Raw genomic sequence first — 16,061 nt, 5'->3', positions numbered from 1 at the left:
AGTTCATTTGGTGCTGAAAACCAAATCCATTGAACGCCTCATTTATATTTATAGGTTTATATGATGGCTGCTTCTTATCAGACAGCCAGACTTATCCTTAGACGAAGGCTACCGTCCCGTTCTCAAGCGAAGCGATACGCACTAACGAATCCACGCGATATCCCGCTTCCTCAAGCAATCTAGCCCCTGGCTGGAATGACTTCTCAATAACAATACCGATGCCAACCACGCTGGCTCCCGCCTGTTCAACCACACGCGCCAAGCCGAAAGCAGCCTCGCCGTTAGCCAGGAAATCGTCGATAATAAGCACGCGGTCATCCTTGTTCAGAAATTTCTTAGATACCGTGATCTCATTCGTCTCACGCTTCGTGAAGGAATATACTTTTTCCACCAAAATATCGTCTCTAAGGGTCAACGATTTATGCTTGCGGGCGAAGATCATCGGAACATCCAGTTCCAGCGCCGTCATAATGGCCGGAGCAATACCTGAGGATTCGATCGTAAGCACCTTTGTAATCTTCTCCCCCGCATATAAGCGGGCAAATTCAGCGCCCACCTCTCTCATCAGCACCGGGTCCATCTGGTGGTTCAAGAAGGAGTCTACCTTCAGCACCTGATCACTTAATACGATTCCTTCGGTCATCACTTTCTCTTTTAGCAAATTCATAGAACTTATCCCCCTTATAAGTGTTAGATAACTTGCGATGTAGAATTTGTTAGCCAAGCCGGATTGCCATTTGCCAATAAATTCTATATCAAAAAACAAAAAGAGAGCTCACTCCCCAACAGGAAAATGAACCCACGAAGAAAACGCCCTGACACCGAAGAGAACCTTGTCTGAGCCTTGCCCTCAGACAAAATCCGGTATAGAGCCTTCTCCCGTAGTCCGATCATTTCCGGTGATCAGGTAGAGACATGCAGGCCGATCCCTGCACTTATACGAGAAAATCTATGAAAAAACGACATTATACACAATGTTTGAAGTATAACGCAAACTATGCGAGGAAATAAAGAGGTATTTCGTGCCTTTAATGAATTTTTTTCAAATTGCTGCAATTTTCACTTCGATTTTCAATTCTGATCCTGCAACAATACCCGGGGCGAAACCAGCCTTATGCATCACGCTCGCTCAGCCTTGAATCCGGCCTCAATCCTGTTTTTCTGATCATAAATGGACTTTTTGAACTTAAAGCCTTAAATAGGTCTGAAATCTTGCGGCATCAGATTACTGAGCACACTTCTAAGCTCGCCGTCCTCTTTATAGGTCTTCTCTCCTGTATCCAGCTCACGCACCCGAATCCAGTCATAATCGCTGCCTGACTCGGTGGAAACAAATATCATTTTATCGCGGTCATCCATTTTAAGCTTATATCCCATATCTTCAAACATCTGCAGCAGATCTCTCTCCGTCGGAATCTTTCTGTCTTCCTGAAGGAAAATCAATCCTCTCAGAGGCTTAATACCATCCTTGTGATGTACGTCAAAATGAACAATACATTCCATGAAACTCATCTCCCTAATGTACTCTTGTTTTTCAGCATTCCCCTGTCCATCGGGCGCCATTCACTCATAGAAAAAGGCACGAGGCATGGCCAGGGTTTCCCGACCATTCCGTGCCCAAAGGAAAAACCGTTGCCTTACTACTTACTACGTGAGATTCACCTACTAGTAAGGCATTATTTATTACAACTTAGTGACATTCTTCGTTCCCTTGCTATAGTTGCTCCGAACCGCAATGCGGACACCACTTCGTTCCTTTGACCAGCACCGAGGAACATATTTGGCACTTTACCGTTTGCCCCTCCGGATCGGATTCGGATTTTCTCGCATCAATTTCTGCGGAAGCTGATCTGTCCGGATTGGGCAGGTCTCTATAGCTCTTATCGGCATACGAGTTACTATCATCCGGCTTACCAACGTTCTCCTTCCAGGTACGAATCCGGCGATCCAGTTCTTCCTGGCGCTCCCGTTCGCGCTCTAGCTGCTGCTTGCGGCGCTCATCGAGCTCATCGCTGTCCTCATCCTGCTCAAGAACCGATTTCAAAGGCAAATCCTCAAGTATCTGCGGCTTATAGACCATCGTCTCATCGGAAACCGCGCTCTCCTCCGCTTGAAGATCCTTCAGCCCGCCTGGATTGCGATCCGCAATCTGACCGCTGCTCTTCTCCAGCTTGCTCCCGCAATAAGGACAGAACAGCGCATCCTGAGCGATGCTCTTGCTGCAGGCTCCGCATAGCCGCTCATTCTTCAGCTCGGCGATCTTCAGACGAATTTCGTCCCGCTCTTCTACCAACAGATCGCAGGTTTTAGCCAGTTCCAGCATCTCTTTCTCAGCCTCTGACATATCCTTGATACGATATCCTTCGTAGAAAACCTCACCCATTTTTTGATAATACAGTCCCATTTCACGTTCAATATTTGAAATTTGTGTATTCAAACGTCCGATCTCTACAACATTTTGTGCCCGATCGGACATCTTCCCAGCACTATCCTTTATTTTTCTGAAGAAATTCATAATTCCATTACCTCCCTACACTACTTTCTGAAGCACTAAGCTGCCCATTAATTATGAAAACATCATAACAGATTTTTCTCCGCGGTGAAAACTGTACCTAAGTCTTGTTTTGATTTTGACAAGTTATTCAAGTTACAATAAAAGTAAGTCTATATTACCTGTGTTATGATCCGGCACCAAGACAATACGATCGATATATTATAGATAAGCCTGACTTATGAAGGTTATTCAAAAAGCCCGCTTCTCATGCCCTGGCTTTATTCAACTGAACCGTTTACTAGGAACGCATGTTGGAAACATAAGCCCTGGTGTTGAAAATCGACCATTTTGAATATGTACTTAAGAAAGAACGGAAGAGGCAAGAGAATTTAAAAATATAGGAGTAGATTACCCTGAACAAGCCTAACAGTAAAGATAATCAAAGTGTCCTGCAGAAATTTAACCTGAAGGAATTGTATTGGGAAATCGATGAAGATGATCTGCGTAAATTCGAGGAATGGAAGAAGCTCCCTATACTTTATCAGCTTGCACTGGATGAATTGAAGAATAAGATCAAGCTTATTCAGACCGAATGGAAAATCGAGAACGGATACAGCCCGATCGAGCATATAAAAACGCGAATTAAAGAACCGAAGAGCATTATGGGCAAGCTGCAGCGCAAAGGATACGATATTACAGTCGACAACATGGTGAACAAAATTCACGATATCGCCGGAATGCGTATCGTCTTCTCCTTCGTTCAGGATATTTACAGTCTGCTGGAGCATCTCAAGCAAAGGGAAGACCTCTCGATTCTGGAGATTAAGGACTATATTGAGCACCCTAAACCCAATGGCTATCAGAGCTTGCATCTGATCGTGGCTGTGCCGCTTACTCTCCTGGAGGGACAGCGCTGGATGAAGGTCGAGATTCAGATGCGAACGCTCGCTATGGATTTCTGGGCCAGCATGGAGCATATTCTCTACTACAAGTATGAGAAGCAGGTTCCTTATCATGTTGTATAAGAGCTTACCGAGGCGGCCAAAGCCGCCGATGCCCTGGACAAGAAAATGTGCGGGCTGCGCAAGGAAATCATGGGCAGCTCCAGCTCCGATCCGGAGCATTCGAATCCCCCTAAACTGCTGACTTAGCTGCAAAATCCGTTTCGTTAGCTTGACATCAATAAAAACAGCTGCAAGGGGCATAAGCGCTCCCTGCAGCTGTTTGGCGTTCCGAGATTCCTGTGACTAGGCCAATCTTTAAGACTTGCTGGCCCGGAGAGGCTTGGCAAGCCGCTCCGCATTCCTGCTCGCTTGCTCTATCACAAGCGATAAGCCCTCCGCGACACCTGGAACGCCGGGAAGAAGCTTTATCCAGGGCTGTACCACGGTAGCCTGCGAGGCCAACCGCAGCGGGGTCAAGCTGACCTCTACATCATGAAGCTCAGGTCCGGGCTGATGCAGATGGCCGTTATGAGCCATCTCTGCCAGCCATTCTGCAAGATTCGCTTCGCCTTCCTTGCTTCGATACGCAGGTGTATCCAGACGGGCAGCAAAGCGCTTCAGCTCGGCCTCCGCATCCTTTCCGCCCAAACTGCTCGACCAGCAGTCCAGTACAGCATCCAATAAGGACTCTGCCGTCCAGCCGAGCCAAGCTAACCTATCTATCGCCGAGGCAGCCCTCCAGGAGCCTTCTGCAGTCTTCAAGGCCTCTTGAATATGATTGCAGCCGATTTGCCCGCAAGGGCAATCAGACTGGCTCACCATTGCGCTCAGTGGACGTTGAGGTTCCCTCTCCTCCGCATAAGGCATACGCAGCAGATCGGAGATGGCCTCGCCCCCATGCTCGCCAAGAGCAGCAAGCTGAAGGGAATCCCGCTTCAAATGCTCAATCAGCCGGCCGCTGGCCTCTTCAATCGGCTCCCGAGGCAGCTGGACGACCCAGTGGTGCGGTTCGGGCTCTTGGAATAGAAATGTCATTCGAAAGCCTGCAGCCGTCCACTGAAATTCTATATTTTCATCTCTAATGCTCGCTACACTTTTCTTCATCACGGGTTCCCCCATTAAGACCAGCCCTGCAGGGCGATCAGATTTTGCAGCTCCTCATTCGACATTTCCGTCAACCAATGCTCGCCGGAACCTACAACCTGCTCCGAGAGGGCTTTCTTTCGCTCGATCAGCTCATCGATCCGCTCCTCCAGCGTCCCTTGGCATATCAGCTTATGAACCTCTACATTCTTCTGCTGGCCAATGCGGAATACACGATCCGTCGCCTGATTCTCGACAGCAGGATTCCACCAGCGATCATAGTGGATAACATGATTCGCCCGCGTTAGATTGAGGCCAACTCCGCCCGCCTTCAGCGAGAGCACAAACAACGAGGAGCCCTGCCCTTCCTGAAAATCATGCACCATCTGATCGCGATCCTGCTTGGCAACGCTACCGTGCAGAAAAAACGGCTTTTCTCCGTATCTCGCCAGTAGCTGCTCCTGCAGCAAATCTCCCATTTGTACATATTGCGTGAAAATCAGGGCCGATTCTTTATTGTCCAGAATAAGATCAAGCAGTTCGAACAGTCGATCCAGCTTCCCGGACCGTTCCGCGCGGGTCATTGCTCCCTTGATGCGGGCCCCGGCCAGATGCGGGTGATCGCAAATCTGCTTCAGCTGTGTCAAAGATGAGAGTACAATCCCCTTCCGGGCGATCCCCTCGCTGCCGGAGATTCGCTCCAGCAAGCCATCGGTGACCGCTTGATATAATCTGGCCTGTTCCACAGTCAGACTGCAATACGATTTCAGCTCGATCTTCTCTGGCAGATCCTTGCGGATGTCCGGGTCGCTCTTGAGGCGACGCAGCAGGAAAGGGGCTATCAGCTTCCGAAGTTTGCCCAGTTCGGCATTTTGCCGCTCTCCATTGCTTGTGAAGCGAGAACGGAACGAGGCATTTGAACCGAGATATCCCGGGTTTAGGAACTGGAAGATCGACCACAGCTCACTCAGCCGATTCTCCACCGGAGTCCCCGTCATGGCGATCTTATGCCCTGAATCGAGCTTCATGACGCTCTGAGCCTGCTTCGTACCGAAATTTTTAATATATTGGGCTTCATCCAGCACGATCGAGCTCCAGGATACCTCCCTCATCTCTTTAGCATCCCTGCCGGTCAATTGATATGTCGTGAGCACAATATCATGGCCCCGGCACGCCGCCAGGAACTTCTCCCCATGCAGCCGATGGCTTCCATGATGCACATATACACGCATTTGCGGAGCGAATCTGGCAAATTCACGCTGCCAGTTGCCCAGTAATGACGTAGGGCAGACAATCAGGCTTGGTCCTGCCGATGGATCAAGCCCCTCCAGCAGCACGGAGATAACCTGGATTGTCTTGCCGAGTCCCATATCATCGGCTAGCAGTGCCCCGAATCCTAGTTGGCGCATCGAGGCAAGCCAGCGAAAGCCCCTCTCCTGATAAGGGCGAAGCGTCCCGTTCAAAGAGGACGGAACAGGCACATCCGCTGGCTTCGACAGAAGTGCGCCATCGCCATTCAACAGCAAGGACAGCATCCCTTCCGCTTCTATCGCATCAACGGGAATACCGTCAAGTTCATAACCGTCATCCGCCGAAAGATGCATCAGTTCGCGAAAAGTCATCTCCCCTGTTTCCCGACGTTTCATAAACTTAAGCACCTGTTTGATCTCCTTCACGTCGATCTCGATCCATTCCCCGCGGAACAGAACGAGCGATGACTTCGAGGAGGCCAGCTCTGCCAATTCCGAATAGGTTAAAGGACTCTCGTTCAAAGAGGCCTCCGCTTCGAATTGGACTAACTTATCGATGCCAAGCTTTGACGCTTCAGGCTGAGCACCCCCACTGCCTTCCGACCATCCTTCAACTTTCAGCCGGACACCAACACGACGTCTACCTTCCTTCGTCCAGCGTGTAGGCATTTGCACGGTGACCCCTTGCTTGCGCAGCAAGGATACTGATTTGCTCAAAAAAGTATACAGCTGCTGCGGATGCAAAATTACGGATTCGGGATGAGGACCGCCCATCGCTTCCCTGATCACAGCATCAATATGGGCCGCTTTGCTTAACCGCAGCAGCAAGTTTTGCTGGACATTCCGATATTCCCGTTCCAGAATCTCCATATCCCGTTCGGGGTAACTCCATATTAGTCCCGCGGGCAGAAGCACCCTTGGGTCCTCCACGCCTTCGGCCCAAAATGACAGCTTCCACATCGGGCTCTTGCCCCCGTCTAAGGCGAGCTTTTCCTCACTGGATTCCTCAGGTTCAATGCGCAGACACAAGCGGAATGAACCCGAACCTTTGCCCCCCGGATTCTGATCCTGATCACGCGGAGGCACTCCCCCTGTATCCGTAATCTCCTTAATCATTTGTCCTATTTCCGCCACTGGGCCTTGCAGATTGGAGGGGGTGCCGCTGCCCAGCAGTTCATTCCACCATAACTCCGTCATAGGAGAATAACCTCTCCTATATCGAGCCCGCGCCGGATGCAAGCTCCGTCCGAGCTGTTCATTGCTTCTACGTACTTCATAATCAATCATCGCTGTCAAAAAAGAGTACAGCAGGGTCATTCGCCGATTTAGAATAGAACCTTCCTCCTGCGCTGACCCGAGCTGCACCGCAGCCAGACAAATCGGCGGCATCGCTTCGGCCAGTTGACGAAAGCGAGCTTCATCCTCCTGTGCGGTAAGAGACGGTACCCAAACCGACTGAGCAGACACCTGGCCCGTACGCCTTCGACCGCTCGCCGTTCCCAGCCTGATTCCGGGAGCTATTCTGCCGCGCAGCATCAAATCAAGCGCGAACAGGGCCGATTTACTCCAATAATCCATTTCACCGCCGGCTTGAACCTGCTGACCGGCCAATGCTGCCCCATCCCAATTCAACAGCATTTCCCATGTATCTTGAACCGAGAGGGCCAGGCCTTCCAGGGTCCTCCCGATCAATCCTTTGCGTTCTGTAGCACCAGGTCTAGCCTGCACGGCTGAGGCTACCGGATATCTTACCTCCGCCAGCCGCAGGGCGGCTTGCTGAAACGGCCGGATCCCCGGCTCCAGCGTGAGCCGTCGTATAGCGGCTGTCCAGGCATCTACTCTGGCCTCCGAGATCTCCCCGGAGAAACAGAACATAACCTCACCAAGCCATATTCCAAAAAGACGTTGATTCATGCTGATCTCCCGCCATTTCTTAGTACCAAACATTCCCCATCCTTACTATCTTATACGAAAAACAGGCTAATATAAACTTGATTCAAACTTATAAATCCATTTTGTGCGTGTTAAAATTCAGACTCTCAGCCCTCGAAGCTTAGGCTTCCAATGCGCGTTATTTACAAAATGCTTTGGATGGATGAAGTTGGCTGGCAGTATTGCTTCGTGCTAAATATAAAATAATAAAAAAATCCGGGATGAGAAGGCGGCCCAGCTTCGGCCCCCTTTACATCCCGGCTCTCATTTCAAATCTGTTATTTCATAGCGATGACTTCGATCTCAACCAGTCCGTCCTTTGGTAACCGGGCTACTTCAACAGCGCTTCTTGCTGGATAAGGTTCGGCGAAAAATGAACCATAAATTTCATTAACCTTGCCAAAATCATTCATGTCCTTAAGGAATACGGTGGTCTTCACAACCCGGTCCAGACCGGAGCCTGCCGCTTCCAAAATCGCGCTCACATTCCGAAGCGACTGGGTTGTCTGTGCCTCAATGCCCTCCGCCAGCTGTCCTGTCTCCGGAATCAATCCAAGCTGCCCTGAGGTAAATAGGTAGTCACCAACTTGTACAGCTTGAGAATAAGGGCCGATCGCCCCGGGCGCCGATGCTGTTGCTATCGTCTGTTTTGCCATTTCAACCCCGCCTTTTCATTAATTTTCAATTATTGTATCCACTAACTGGTGTCTATGGCAACCCTACATTTCCTTCTCGGCTGCAAACTTGTTATTATAGTGCTATCGACTTTATTTTATCAGTATAATTCAAAGTTCAAAAAGGTCGGTTTCAGCACCGGGACTTAGGCTTCCATGATGTGCGTTTTAACTATTGAATGAAGCCTTGGCCTGAGTTGGCGAAGCTATATGTTTTCCAAGAAAACAACTCAGATCAGGTTTTCTTATCCAAAAAACTTTTGAACAATCTCTATAAGGTGGTGTATTCTTGCGGCAGTTTCTATCCAAATCCTATTTGCGAGCTTTATTATTCTCGGCTTCTGTTGGCGTGATGGGTTTATTCTACGGCTTGCTTAATCATGGAGGACACCCTGTTCATGTCCTCTCCTCACCCATTGATGATCGCCTGCCGCTTATACCGGCTATGGCTATTCCCTATATAGGCTGGTATCCCTATATCATCATCGGCCTCTTATATCTCTGTCTTAAGGACAGATCGGCCTACTACCGTACCCTGATTGTTATGAATATCGGGCTGATCGTCTGCTATCTGATCTATTTCTTTTACCAGACGACGGTTATACGTCCCGAGGTAATTCCGGACCGCTGGGACCGGAAGCTGCTGGTCGACTTTGTCTATGGCGTGGACAACCCGTACAACTGCTTCCCAAGCATTCATGCCCTGCACTCCTACGTTATAATGAGGGGAGCCTTGGCTGCGAAAACGATGCGCAAATCCGTTAAAGCCGCCTTCGTCATCGGGGCGATGACAATCATCGCATCAACGCTTTTGGTCAAACAGCATGTCATCTACGATGCATTGGGCTCCATGCTGCTTGGAGAGATTGCATTTATCCTCGTTACGAAAGTATGGAACTCTTATTCTCGTTCACGACAATCGCTCCTGCAGGCTTCGCTTAACAAGCCGCCCCGCCCTGAGCGAGACATTAATTTATGAAGCGTAGATATAAGAAAAACAAGTCCTTATGTGCTAAGGACTTGTTTTTCTTATATCAGGCGAATGTTCATCGAAACCGTCTTTTCGCATTTTCTCGACGAACAGTGTGACAAAATAAGGGTCCCACTGCGTCCCCCGGCCTTCCTCCAGGATATTTAAGGCCATCTCTCTATCCAATCCAGCGCGATACGGACGATCCGAGGTCATGGCGTCAAAAGCGTCTGCAACTGCGATGATCCTTCCGAACAGAGGGATATCCTCTCCCTTAAGGGCATCGGGATAGCCCCTGCCGTCGTATCGTTCATGGTGCGATCTTACCCCTGGCAAAATCAGAGCCATAAAGCTTGCAGGCTCAACCTGTCTCAATATCGTCTCTCCAAGCACCGGATGATCCTTGACCTGCTCCCATTCCTCGTCGGTCAGCTTGCCTTCTTTTAACAGTACAGAATCACGGATTCCGATCTTTCCGATATCATGCAGCAGGGCTGATTTGCGCAGTTCATTGATTTCTTCTTCACTCAGTTTGGCCAGCCTGCCGATCAGCACTGCATAATCCGCTACACGCAAGGAGTGTCCTGCGGTATACGGGTCCCTTGCATCCAGCGCAGCAGCTAAGGTGGCGAAATAACTCTCCACCAGCTGGTTGTTCCGGGCATGCTGTACATTGATTCCGCGCAACATATGATTAAATCCCCATATGAGACGAGAGAACTCATCGGAGAAGAGGTCGCTGGCACTCGTATGCGTATAGCCGATTTGCACATCGGACATCCGTTCATATAAATGCTGGATCGGCATGACAATCTCGCGAGTCAGCAATCGGGAACCGATGAATGAGAAGCCCAGTCCTAGGGTCAGCACCCCGATCGCCCAGGACCAGGAGGTCACTTTGCCTAACTCCCAGCCCTCTATCCCGAATTGAACGGACAGGCTATAGAGCAGCAGCGGGAATGCCCCCATCAGGAAGAAGCTCCATCTTAACTTGCGCTTCAACGGAAAGAATACTCGCCCACCGAGCGATAGTTCCTTGCCGAACTGTGCATAAGACCGTGCGGACAGTTCCAGCAGAACCGGACGAATAAAATAATAGGTCGAGTAAAATTCGATTAACGTGTGCATACCGACAATCAATACCCCAGTAACAAAGACCAGCACGATGTAATAATAAGGAATCGACAGTTTCCCCAAGCGGATGAATAGTACGGTTAAACCGACCATAGGCAGCATCAAGCCGAATAAATGAGGGCCAATGATCCGTTTGACGGAGAGCTCCGGGAAGCGATGTGTACGATAATAGACGTTCTGATAGGTTTGATAGCTCTCTATTTCTTCATGAAAGGCCATTTTGATGGGTCTTAGCTGAAGCCTGAAGACAAGCCATTCCAGGACCAGCATGCTGCATGTGGATACCACCAGGATGCCTATAATAATCTGACTTTCCTGACGTTCCAGACTGAATGGCATAAATATCATTAACCCACCAGCGGTTGCGATGGCTAACACAGTACCTATTGCATACATAAACAGAAGACGAGAGACGAATGTCTTATATATCGTCAAGGGAATGTTCATTCCTTCCATGTTTACTTGCCATCTTCTTCCTTTATTTATCGGCAAATGAGGGCCAACTTTTCATAACTGTATGCAAATAAAAAAAATCGTTTGTATAATAATACGGTAAGGACTAATAAAATCATGGAGGCAGGCTATGGATCTCACAACTATGACAAATTCCATCGTAATCCTACTGGCCAGCCTGTTGCTTATCGGTGTCTTCGCAACCAAATTTTCATCCCGCTTTGGCTTGCCCGCACTCGTATTCTTTATTGCTGCAGGAATGGTTCTCAATCGATTCATCTATTTCGATAACGCATTCTTGGCTCAACTGGTCGGAACCTTCGCCTTGATTGTCATCTTGCTGGGGGGCGGGATGCAGACGAAATTCCAAACGATCAAACCCGTTATCCCTACCGCGTTGTCACTGGCCACGTTCGGAGTCATTATCACCACGGTTGTTATCGGCATCTGCGCGATGTATATTCTTGATCTTTCCCTGGCGGAGGCGCTGCTGTTCGGCGCTATTGTTGGATCAACGGATGCGGCTGCGGTATTCTCTGTACTTAGCGGCAAAAATATTAAAGAACGCATCTCTTCGACGCTGGAAGCGGAGTCCGGCAGCAACGACCCTATGGCTGTCTTTCTTACCGTTACGCTCATTGAATGGATCGATCGGCCCGATCACGCGATCCTGCCGCTAATCTTCAACTTTATCCGCGATATGGGACTGGGGCTAGTATTAGGTCTTCTCCTCGGCTGGATCGCTGTAAAGACCATCAACAATATGAACTTCAATTCTGCCGGCCTCTATCCGGTGATGGCTATTGCCTTCTCGATTCTGACCTACGGCGTTACCGCCTTACTTCATGGCAGCGGACTGCTCGCTGTATATGTCATGGCCCTCGTGCTGGGGAATAGCGATCTGACCCATCAGCAGTCGATTCTGCAATTTAACGAAGGCTTTGGCTGGATCATGCAAATTACGATGTTCACCCTGCTCGGACTGCTCGTCTTCCCAAGCCAGCTGCCGACAATAATGCTTCCGGGCCTTGCCCTCTCTATGCTGCTCATGTTCGTCGCCCGTCCGATCGGGGTATTTCTCAGCACGCTCTTCTCCAAACTCCCTTTCAAAGAGAAAATACTGCTATCCTGGTCGGGACTGCGCGGGGCTGTTCCGATTGTATTGGCTACATATCCGCTGATGAGCGGACTGCCTCATGGTGCGTTATACTTCAATGTCGTCTTTTTCGTCGTACTTACCTCCGCGGTCATTCAAGGGGCAACGATCTCTCCCTTGGCCGAGAGACTTGGTCTAACCGACGCAACGAAGCGCCCGAATTACTCCCTGCTTGAACTTGTCGCACTGGGCAAGACAAAAGCCGAGATCAACCATTTATATGTTCTTCCGGAAATGAGTGTCGTCGGCAAAGAATTGCAAGAACTCGATCTGCCGGAGGAGGCGCTTGTCACGGCAGTCATTCGCGGTGAACAGATTGTGACCCCACGCGGCAATACAACGATTTGTGCCGGTGATACACTTTATGTACTTGGACCGAAGGCGCTTCGAGAGAAGATCAAAAAGATTTTTATATAAAAACGATCATCGCTTTACATGAAGAATTAGCCTATAATTCGGAAAGCTTCTATTAAATGGAGAAAAAATCTTTGTCCTAAAAATATTTAAAAAATAAATTAAAAAATTATTTAAAATCAAAGTAATCGTTTCCAACCCCTGAATAGTGCGGTATGTCTGATTTTGTCCGCATATGGGGGGTTGTTTTATGTCACATACTCAGTGACATTTTTCACATTGCAACGTATGTTTATATGCTAAAATTCCATCGAACAAAGCTTTTGTGATTACATTCACTAAGCCTGGGATACTACATCCCAATGCTTCATTATTAAAATGTCCAAAACATTTTAATATAAATCTTAAATACAAACTGGAGGTCATTATCATGAAAAAAGCTTCTATTATCTTGCTTAGCAGCGTATTGTTGCTCGGTCTCCTTGCAGGCTGCGGCTCTAGCAACAAGAACGATGGCGGCAATGCAGCAGCAGGTAACACAACTACGAACAACAGCAGTAACAATGCAGGTACTAATGCAGAAGCAGGCACTTATAAAGATGGTGTATACTTCGCCAAAGGTGAGGTTGACGAAAGCTCTGGTTGGCAATCCATCATGACCCTGACTGTATCCGGCGGTAAAATTACCGATGTGAAATGGAATGGAATCAGCGAGAAGGCTCCTGTAGACAAGATCACTTATTCTAAAGACGGCAAATATGGCATGAAGGCTGGCGGTGCTTCTTCCGAATGGCACGAACAAGCTGAAGCACTCGATAAATTCCTGATTGAAAAACAAGACCCGGCAGCGATCACTTTGACTGATGAAGGCAAAACGGATGCTGTATCCGGCGTATCTATCCATGTGGGAGATTTCGTTAACCTGGCAAAAGCTGCTCTTGATGCGGGTCCGGTTGAAGTAGGTCCTTACAAAGACGGAACTTACCATGCTGAAGGCGACGCTTTTGGAAAGACTGGCTGGAAAGATACAGTGGATATCGTTGTAGCTGCGGGTAAAATTGTAAAAGCTAACTTCAGCGGTGTAAACGAAGCTGGCGAAGACAAGAAACAAGCTTCCATGGATGGCAAATACGACATCAAATCTGCTGGCGGTCAAGCTGACTGGCATGAAGAAGCAGCAAAAGCTGAGCAATACCTCGTTGAAAATCAAGACTCTTCTGCTCTGGCATTCAACGAAGAAGGCAAGACCGATGCAATCTCCGGTGTATCGATCTCTGTACAATCGTACTACGACTTGGCTAACAAAGCGCTTGAACAAGCAAAATAAGGCAATGCAACAATTCGCCTTGTGCGATTAATTACTATATAAGAAGGTGACCCTTTTGAAGAAAATTGTCGTTCTTGGCGGCGGTTACGGCGGCGTTACGACATCCAAACATCTTGCGAAACTGTTCAAGAAAGATAAAGATGTTGAGATCCAACTGATCGATCGCAATCCTTACCACACTCTGCTAACTGAATTGCATGAAGTTGCAGCAAACCGGGCTCCAGAAGATTCGGTAAAAATTGAGCTGAAGAAAATCTTCCAAGGCCAAAAAGTAGATGTCGTGCTCGATTCCATCGACAGCATCGATTTCAATGCCAAACAGCTTCACTCGGCTAACAACACCTACAAATACGATTATCTCGTCATCGGTACTGGTTGTAAGCCTACCTTCTTCGGCATTCCAGGCGCTGAAGAGCATTCCCTCACATTGTGGTCCTATGAGGATGCCGTTCGTCTGAAAGATCAAGTTCGCCGCATGTTCAGCGAAGCTGCTAAAGAGACGAATGCTGCCAAACGGAAAAAAATGCTCTCCTTCATCGTTGTGGGTGCCGGGTTTACCGGTGTGGAACTGATCGGTGAATTGGCGGAGTTCCGCGATGAGCTCTGCAAGGAATTCTTCATTGATCCTAGCGAGGTTAAGCTTACTGTTGCCGATATGGCTCCAAAGATCCTGCCTATCCTTCCGGATAAGCTGATCGAAAAAGCAGCTAAACGTCTGCAGAAGATGAACGTTGATATCGTTACAAGCGCTAAGATCACAGGCGTTAAACCATCCAGTGTTGTTCTGGGCGATAAAGAACTTGAAGCGGACACCATCGTATGGACCGCTGGCGTTGAAGGTTCTGAGCTCGTCGGCAAGCTTGATGTGAAGCAAGAAGGCCGTAAACGGATCGTTACGAACGACAAGCTTCAAAGCGTAGATCATGAAAATGTCTACATCGTAGGGGACAATATCTTCTATATTCCGGAAGGCGAGACTCGCCCTGTACCACAGATGGTTGAGAACGCCGAGCAAGCAGCACCGGTAATTGCTCACAACATTTATGCTGATGTGCATAACAAACCGAAGAAATCCTACAAACCTGGCTTCCACGGTACGATGGTATGTATCGGCAGCCGTTACGGCGTAGCGAATGTCGGCATGCCGAACAAGATGTTCATGGTTAGCGGATTCCTGGCTATGTTTTTCAAGCACATGATCAATATGTACTATTTGTTCACCGTATGCGGTTTTAACAAAGTATGGACTTATATGATGCACGAGTTCTTCCATGTGAACAATCGCAGAAGCTTTGTGGGCGGACACTTCTCCAAGCGGTCGCCGAACTTCTGGCTCTTGCCGCTGCGCATCTTCGTAGGCTACAAATGGCTGGAAGAAGGTATTGATAAGCTGCCTAAGATCCTCAAGGATCCGAACAACATCTTCCTGATCCCTGCTTCCACCAAGGCTGGCGACGCAGTATCTGCCGCAAGTGAAGCCGCAGGCGCAGTAACCCAAACCGTAGATGCCCAATCCGCAGCATCCGCTGTAGAAAGTGCTTCGACTGCAGTCACGGCTCTGCCGGTACCGGATTTCATCAAATCTATTGTGAACTGGTTCATGGATATTTTCTTCTACACTTCGGATGGCGGTTATACTGCATTAGCTACCGTATTCCAATTCTTCATGGTGTTTGCAGAAATTGGGATCGGCATTTGCCTCATCCTCGGCCTGTTCACCGCTGTATCGTCGGCAGTCACGGTTGGCCTGGGCGTTATGATCTGGTCCTCCAGCATGGCTTCGACAGAAATGCTGTGGTACATGACTGCAGGCGTTGCTCTGATTGGTGGTTCCGGCAGCATGTTCGGTCTCGACTACTATGTTCTCCCATGGCTTAAGAAACAATGGAAGAAGATCCCGCTCGTTCGTAGATGGTATCTATATACGGACTGATCTTCCTTAATCAGCAATAGCAAGCAATAGTTCGTATTAGAGTAATGTGCGCCTGCCGTACATTACTCTAATTTTTAACATCGCTTTATCCAATGGATTCACCTAACTGATCATGGCATTTCCCTGCATAATTTCCTATCTAAGTGTCTAGCTTACTTACATGATAACGATGTTGCTGTTATATATACTCCAAGCTGGAGTATGCCAAGTCGGTGTCAAGCTCCCTGCAATCTTACCTGCTATTTAAGCGAGTGTTCAAAGAGGCCCATTATCAGCACCGAGAAGGTTGGATGATGCTAGGGACTGAGGAGCAGAGCCTGCGTAGTTTGTACGTAAGCACTTGAAATGTTTCCAGAG

The 16,061-nt window shown here is 48.6% G+C and carries 11 protein-coding genes, 1 pseudogene and 1 riboswitch; of the genes and pseudogenes, 5 read left to right on the top strand and 7 right to left on the bottom strand.

Annotation, left to right across the window (positions count from 1 at the left end):
• Positions 1–97: 97 nt before the first annotated feature.
• The 3 genes from BN1360_RS09230 to BN1360_RS09220 all read right to left on the bottom strand — a co-directional run bounded on the left by BN1360_RS09230 (position 98) and on the right by BN1360_RS09220 (position 2,515).
• Positions 98–667 (bottom strand): xanthine phosphoribosyltransferase, encoded by a 570-nt coding sequence (locus BN1360_RS09230; RefSeq protein WP_068779587.1) that lies wholly within the window; start codon positions 665–667, stop codon positions 98–100.
• Positions 668–862: 195 nt separating this feature from the next.
• Positions 863–963, bottom strand: a riboswitch (purine riboswitch).
• Positions 964–1,194: 231 nt separating this feature from the next.
• On the bottom strand, positions 1,195–1,503 hold the full coding sequence (locus tag BN1360_RS09225; protein WP_068779586.1) for a hypothetical protein: 309 nt from the start codon (positions 1,501–1,503) through the stop codon (positions 1,195–1,197).
• 211 nt (positions 1,504–1,714) lie between these two features.
• Entirely contained in the window at positions 1,715–2,515 is an 801-nt protein-coding gene (locus tag BN1360_RS09220) for a zinc ribbon domain-containing protein (RefSeq protein WP_068779585.1), read from the bottom strand.
• A gap of 392 nt (positions 2,516–2,907) precedes the next feature.
• Between BN1360_RS09220 and BN1360_RS09215 the strand changes: the two are divergent.
• A pseudogene (locus BN1360_RS09215) lies at positions 2,908–3,645 on the top strand (GTP pyrophosphokinase).
• A 108-nt stretch (positions 3,646–3,753) separates the two neighbouring features.
• Here BN1360_RS09215 and BN1360_RS09210 read toward each other — a convergent pair.
• The 3 genes from BN1360_RS09210 to BN1360_RS09200 form a co-directional block, all read right to left on the bottom strand.
• Positions 3,754–4,542 carry a hypothetical protein gene (locus BN1360_RS09210; protein WP_068779584.1) on the bottom strand — a complete coding sequence of 263 codons (789 nt, stop codon included), beginning with the start codon at positions 4,540–4,542 and terminating at the stop codon, positions 3,754–3,756.
• A 14-nt stretch (positions 4,543–4,556) separates the two neighbouring features.
• Positions 4,557–7,685, bottom strand: coding sequence for a DEAD/DEAH box helicase (locus tag BN1360_RS09205; RefSeq protein ID WP_068779683.1), 3,129 nt, complete (start codon positions 7,683–7,685; stop codon positions 4,557–4,559).
• Between the two features lie 296 nt (positions 7,686–7,981).
• Positions 7,982–8,359 carry a RidA family protein gene (locus BN1360_RS09200; protein WP_068779583.1) on the bottom strand — a complete coding sequence of 126 codons (378 nt, stop codon included), beginning with the start codon at positions 8,357–8,359 and terminating at the stop codon, positions 7,982–7,984.
• Positions 8,360–8,666: 307 nt separating this feature from the next.
• On the opposite strand from BN1360_RS09200, the gene BN1360_RS09195 reads away from it, so the two are divergent.
• Entirely contained in the window at positions 8,667–9,356 is a 690-nt protein-coding gene (locus BN1360_RS09195; RefSeq protein ID WP_068779582.1) for a phosphatase PAP2 family protein, read from the top strand.
• Between the two features lie 33 nt (positions 9,357–9,389).
• On the opposite strand, the gene BN1360_RS09190 is transcribed toward BN1360_RS09195, so the two are convergent.
• Complete coding sequence (locus BN1360_RS09190) at positions 9,390–10,937, bottom strand: HD-GYP domain-containing protein (RefSeq protein WP_229520941.1); 1,548 nt, start codon at positions 10,935–10,937, stop codon at positions 9,390–9,392.
• Between the two features lie 127 nt (positions 10,938–11,064).
• Here BN1360_RS09190 and BN1360_RS09185 point away from each other — a divergent pair, with 127 nt between their 5' ends.
• The 3 genes from BN1360_RS09185 to BN1360_RS09175 all read left to right on the top strand — a co-directional run bounded on the left by BN1360_RS09185 (position 11,065) and on the right by BN1360_RS09175 (position 15,704).
• On the top strand, positions 11,065–12,507 hold the full coding sequence (locus BN1360_RS09185; protein WP_068779581.1) for a potassium/proton antiporter: 1,443 nt from the start codon (positions 11,065–11,067) through the stop codon (positions 12,505–12,507).
• A 367-nt stretch (positions 12,508–12,874) separates the two neighbouring features.
• The gene (locus tag BN1360_RS09180) at positions 12,875–13,771 is read left to right on the top strand and encodes an FMN-binding protein (RefSeq protein WP_068779580.1); all 897 of its coding nucleotides are present in this window, start codon (positions 12,875–12,877) and stop codon (positions 13,769–13,771) included.
• Between the two features lie 55 nt (positions 13,772–13,826).
• Entirely contained in the window at positions 13,827–15,704 is a 1,878-nt protein-coding gene (locus BN1360_RS09175; protein ID WP_068779579.1) for an FAD-dependent oxidoreductase, read from the top strand.
• Positions 15,705–16,061: the final 357 nt, after the last annotated feature.

It is taken from the genome of Paenibacillus sp. GM2 (genome assembly GCF_900069005.2).
Classification (GTDB): Bacteria; Bacillota; Bacilli; order Paenibacillales; family Paenibacillaceae; genus Fontibacillus.
This window is presented reverse-complemented; position numbering and strand designations above follow the sequence as displayed.

Coding starts and splice junctions, on each gene's coding strand:
- BN1360_RS09230 (WP_068779587.1), bottom strand. CDS start 667: ATGAATTTGCTAAAAGAGAAAGTGATGACCGAAGGAATCGTATTAAGT.
- BN1360_RS09225 (WP_068779586.1), bottom strand. CDS start 1,503: ATGGAATGTATTGTTCATTTTGACGTACATCACAAGGATGGTATTAAG.
- BN1360_RS09220 (WP_068779585.1), bottom strand. CDS start 2,515: ATGAATTTCTTCAGAAAAATAAAGGATAGTGCTGGGAAGATGTCCGAT.
- BN1360_RS09210 (WP_068779584.1), bottom strand. CDS start 4,542: ATGAAGAAAAGTGTAGCGAGCATTAGAGATGAAAATATAGAATTTCAG.
- BN1360_RS09205 (WP_068779683.1), bottom strand. CDS start 7,685: ATGAATCAACGTCTTTTTGGAATATGGCTTGGTGAGGTTATGTTCTGT.
- BN1360_RS09200 (WP_068779583.1), bottom strand. CDS start 8,359: ATGGCAAAACAGACGATAGCAACAGCATCGGCGCCCGGGGCGATCGGC.
- BN1360_RS09190 (WP_229520941.1), bottom strand. CDS start 10,937: ATGGAAGGAATGAACATTCCCTTGACGATATATAAGACATTCGTCTCT.
- BN1360_RS09185 (WP_068779581.1), top strand. CDS start 11,065: ATGGATCTCACAACTATGACAAATTCCATCGTAATCCTACTGGCCAGC.
- BN1360_RS09180 (WP_068779580.1), top strand. CDS start 12,875: ATGAAAAAAGCTTCTATTATCTTGCTTAGCAGCGTATTGTTGCTCGGT.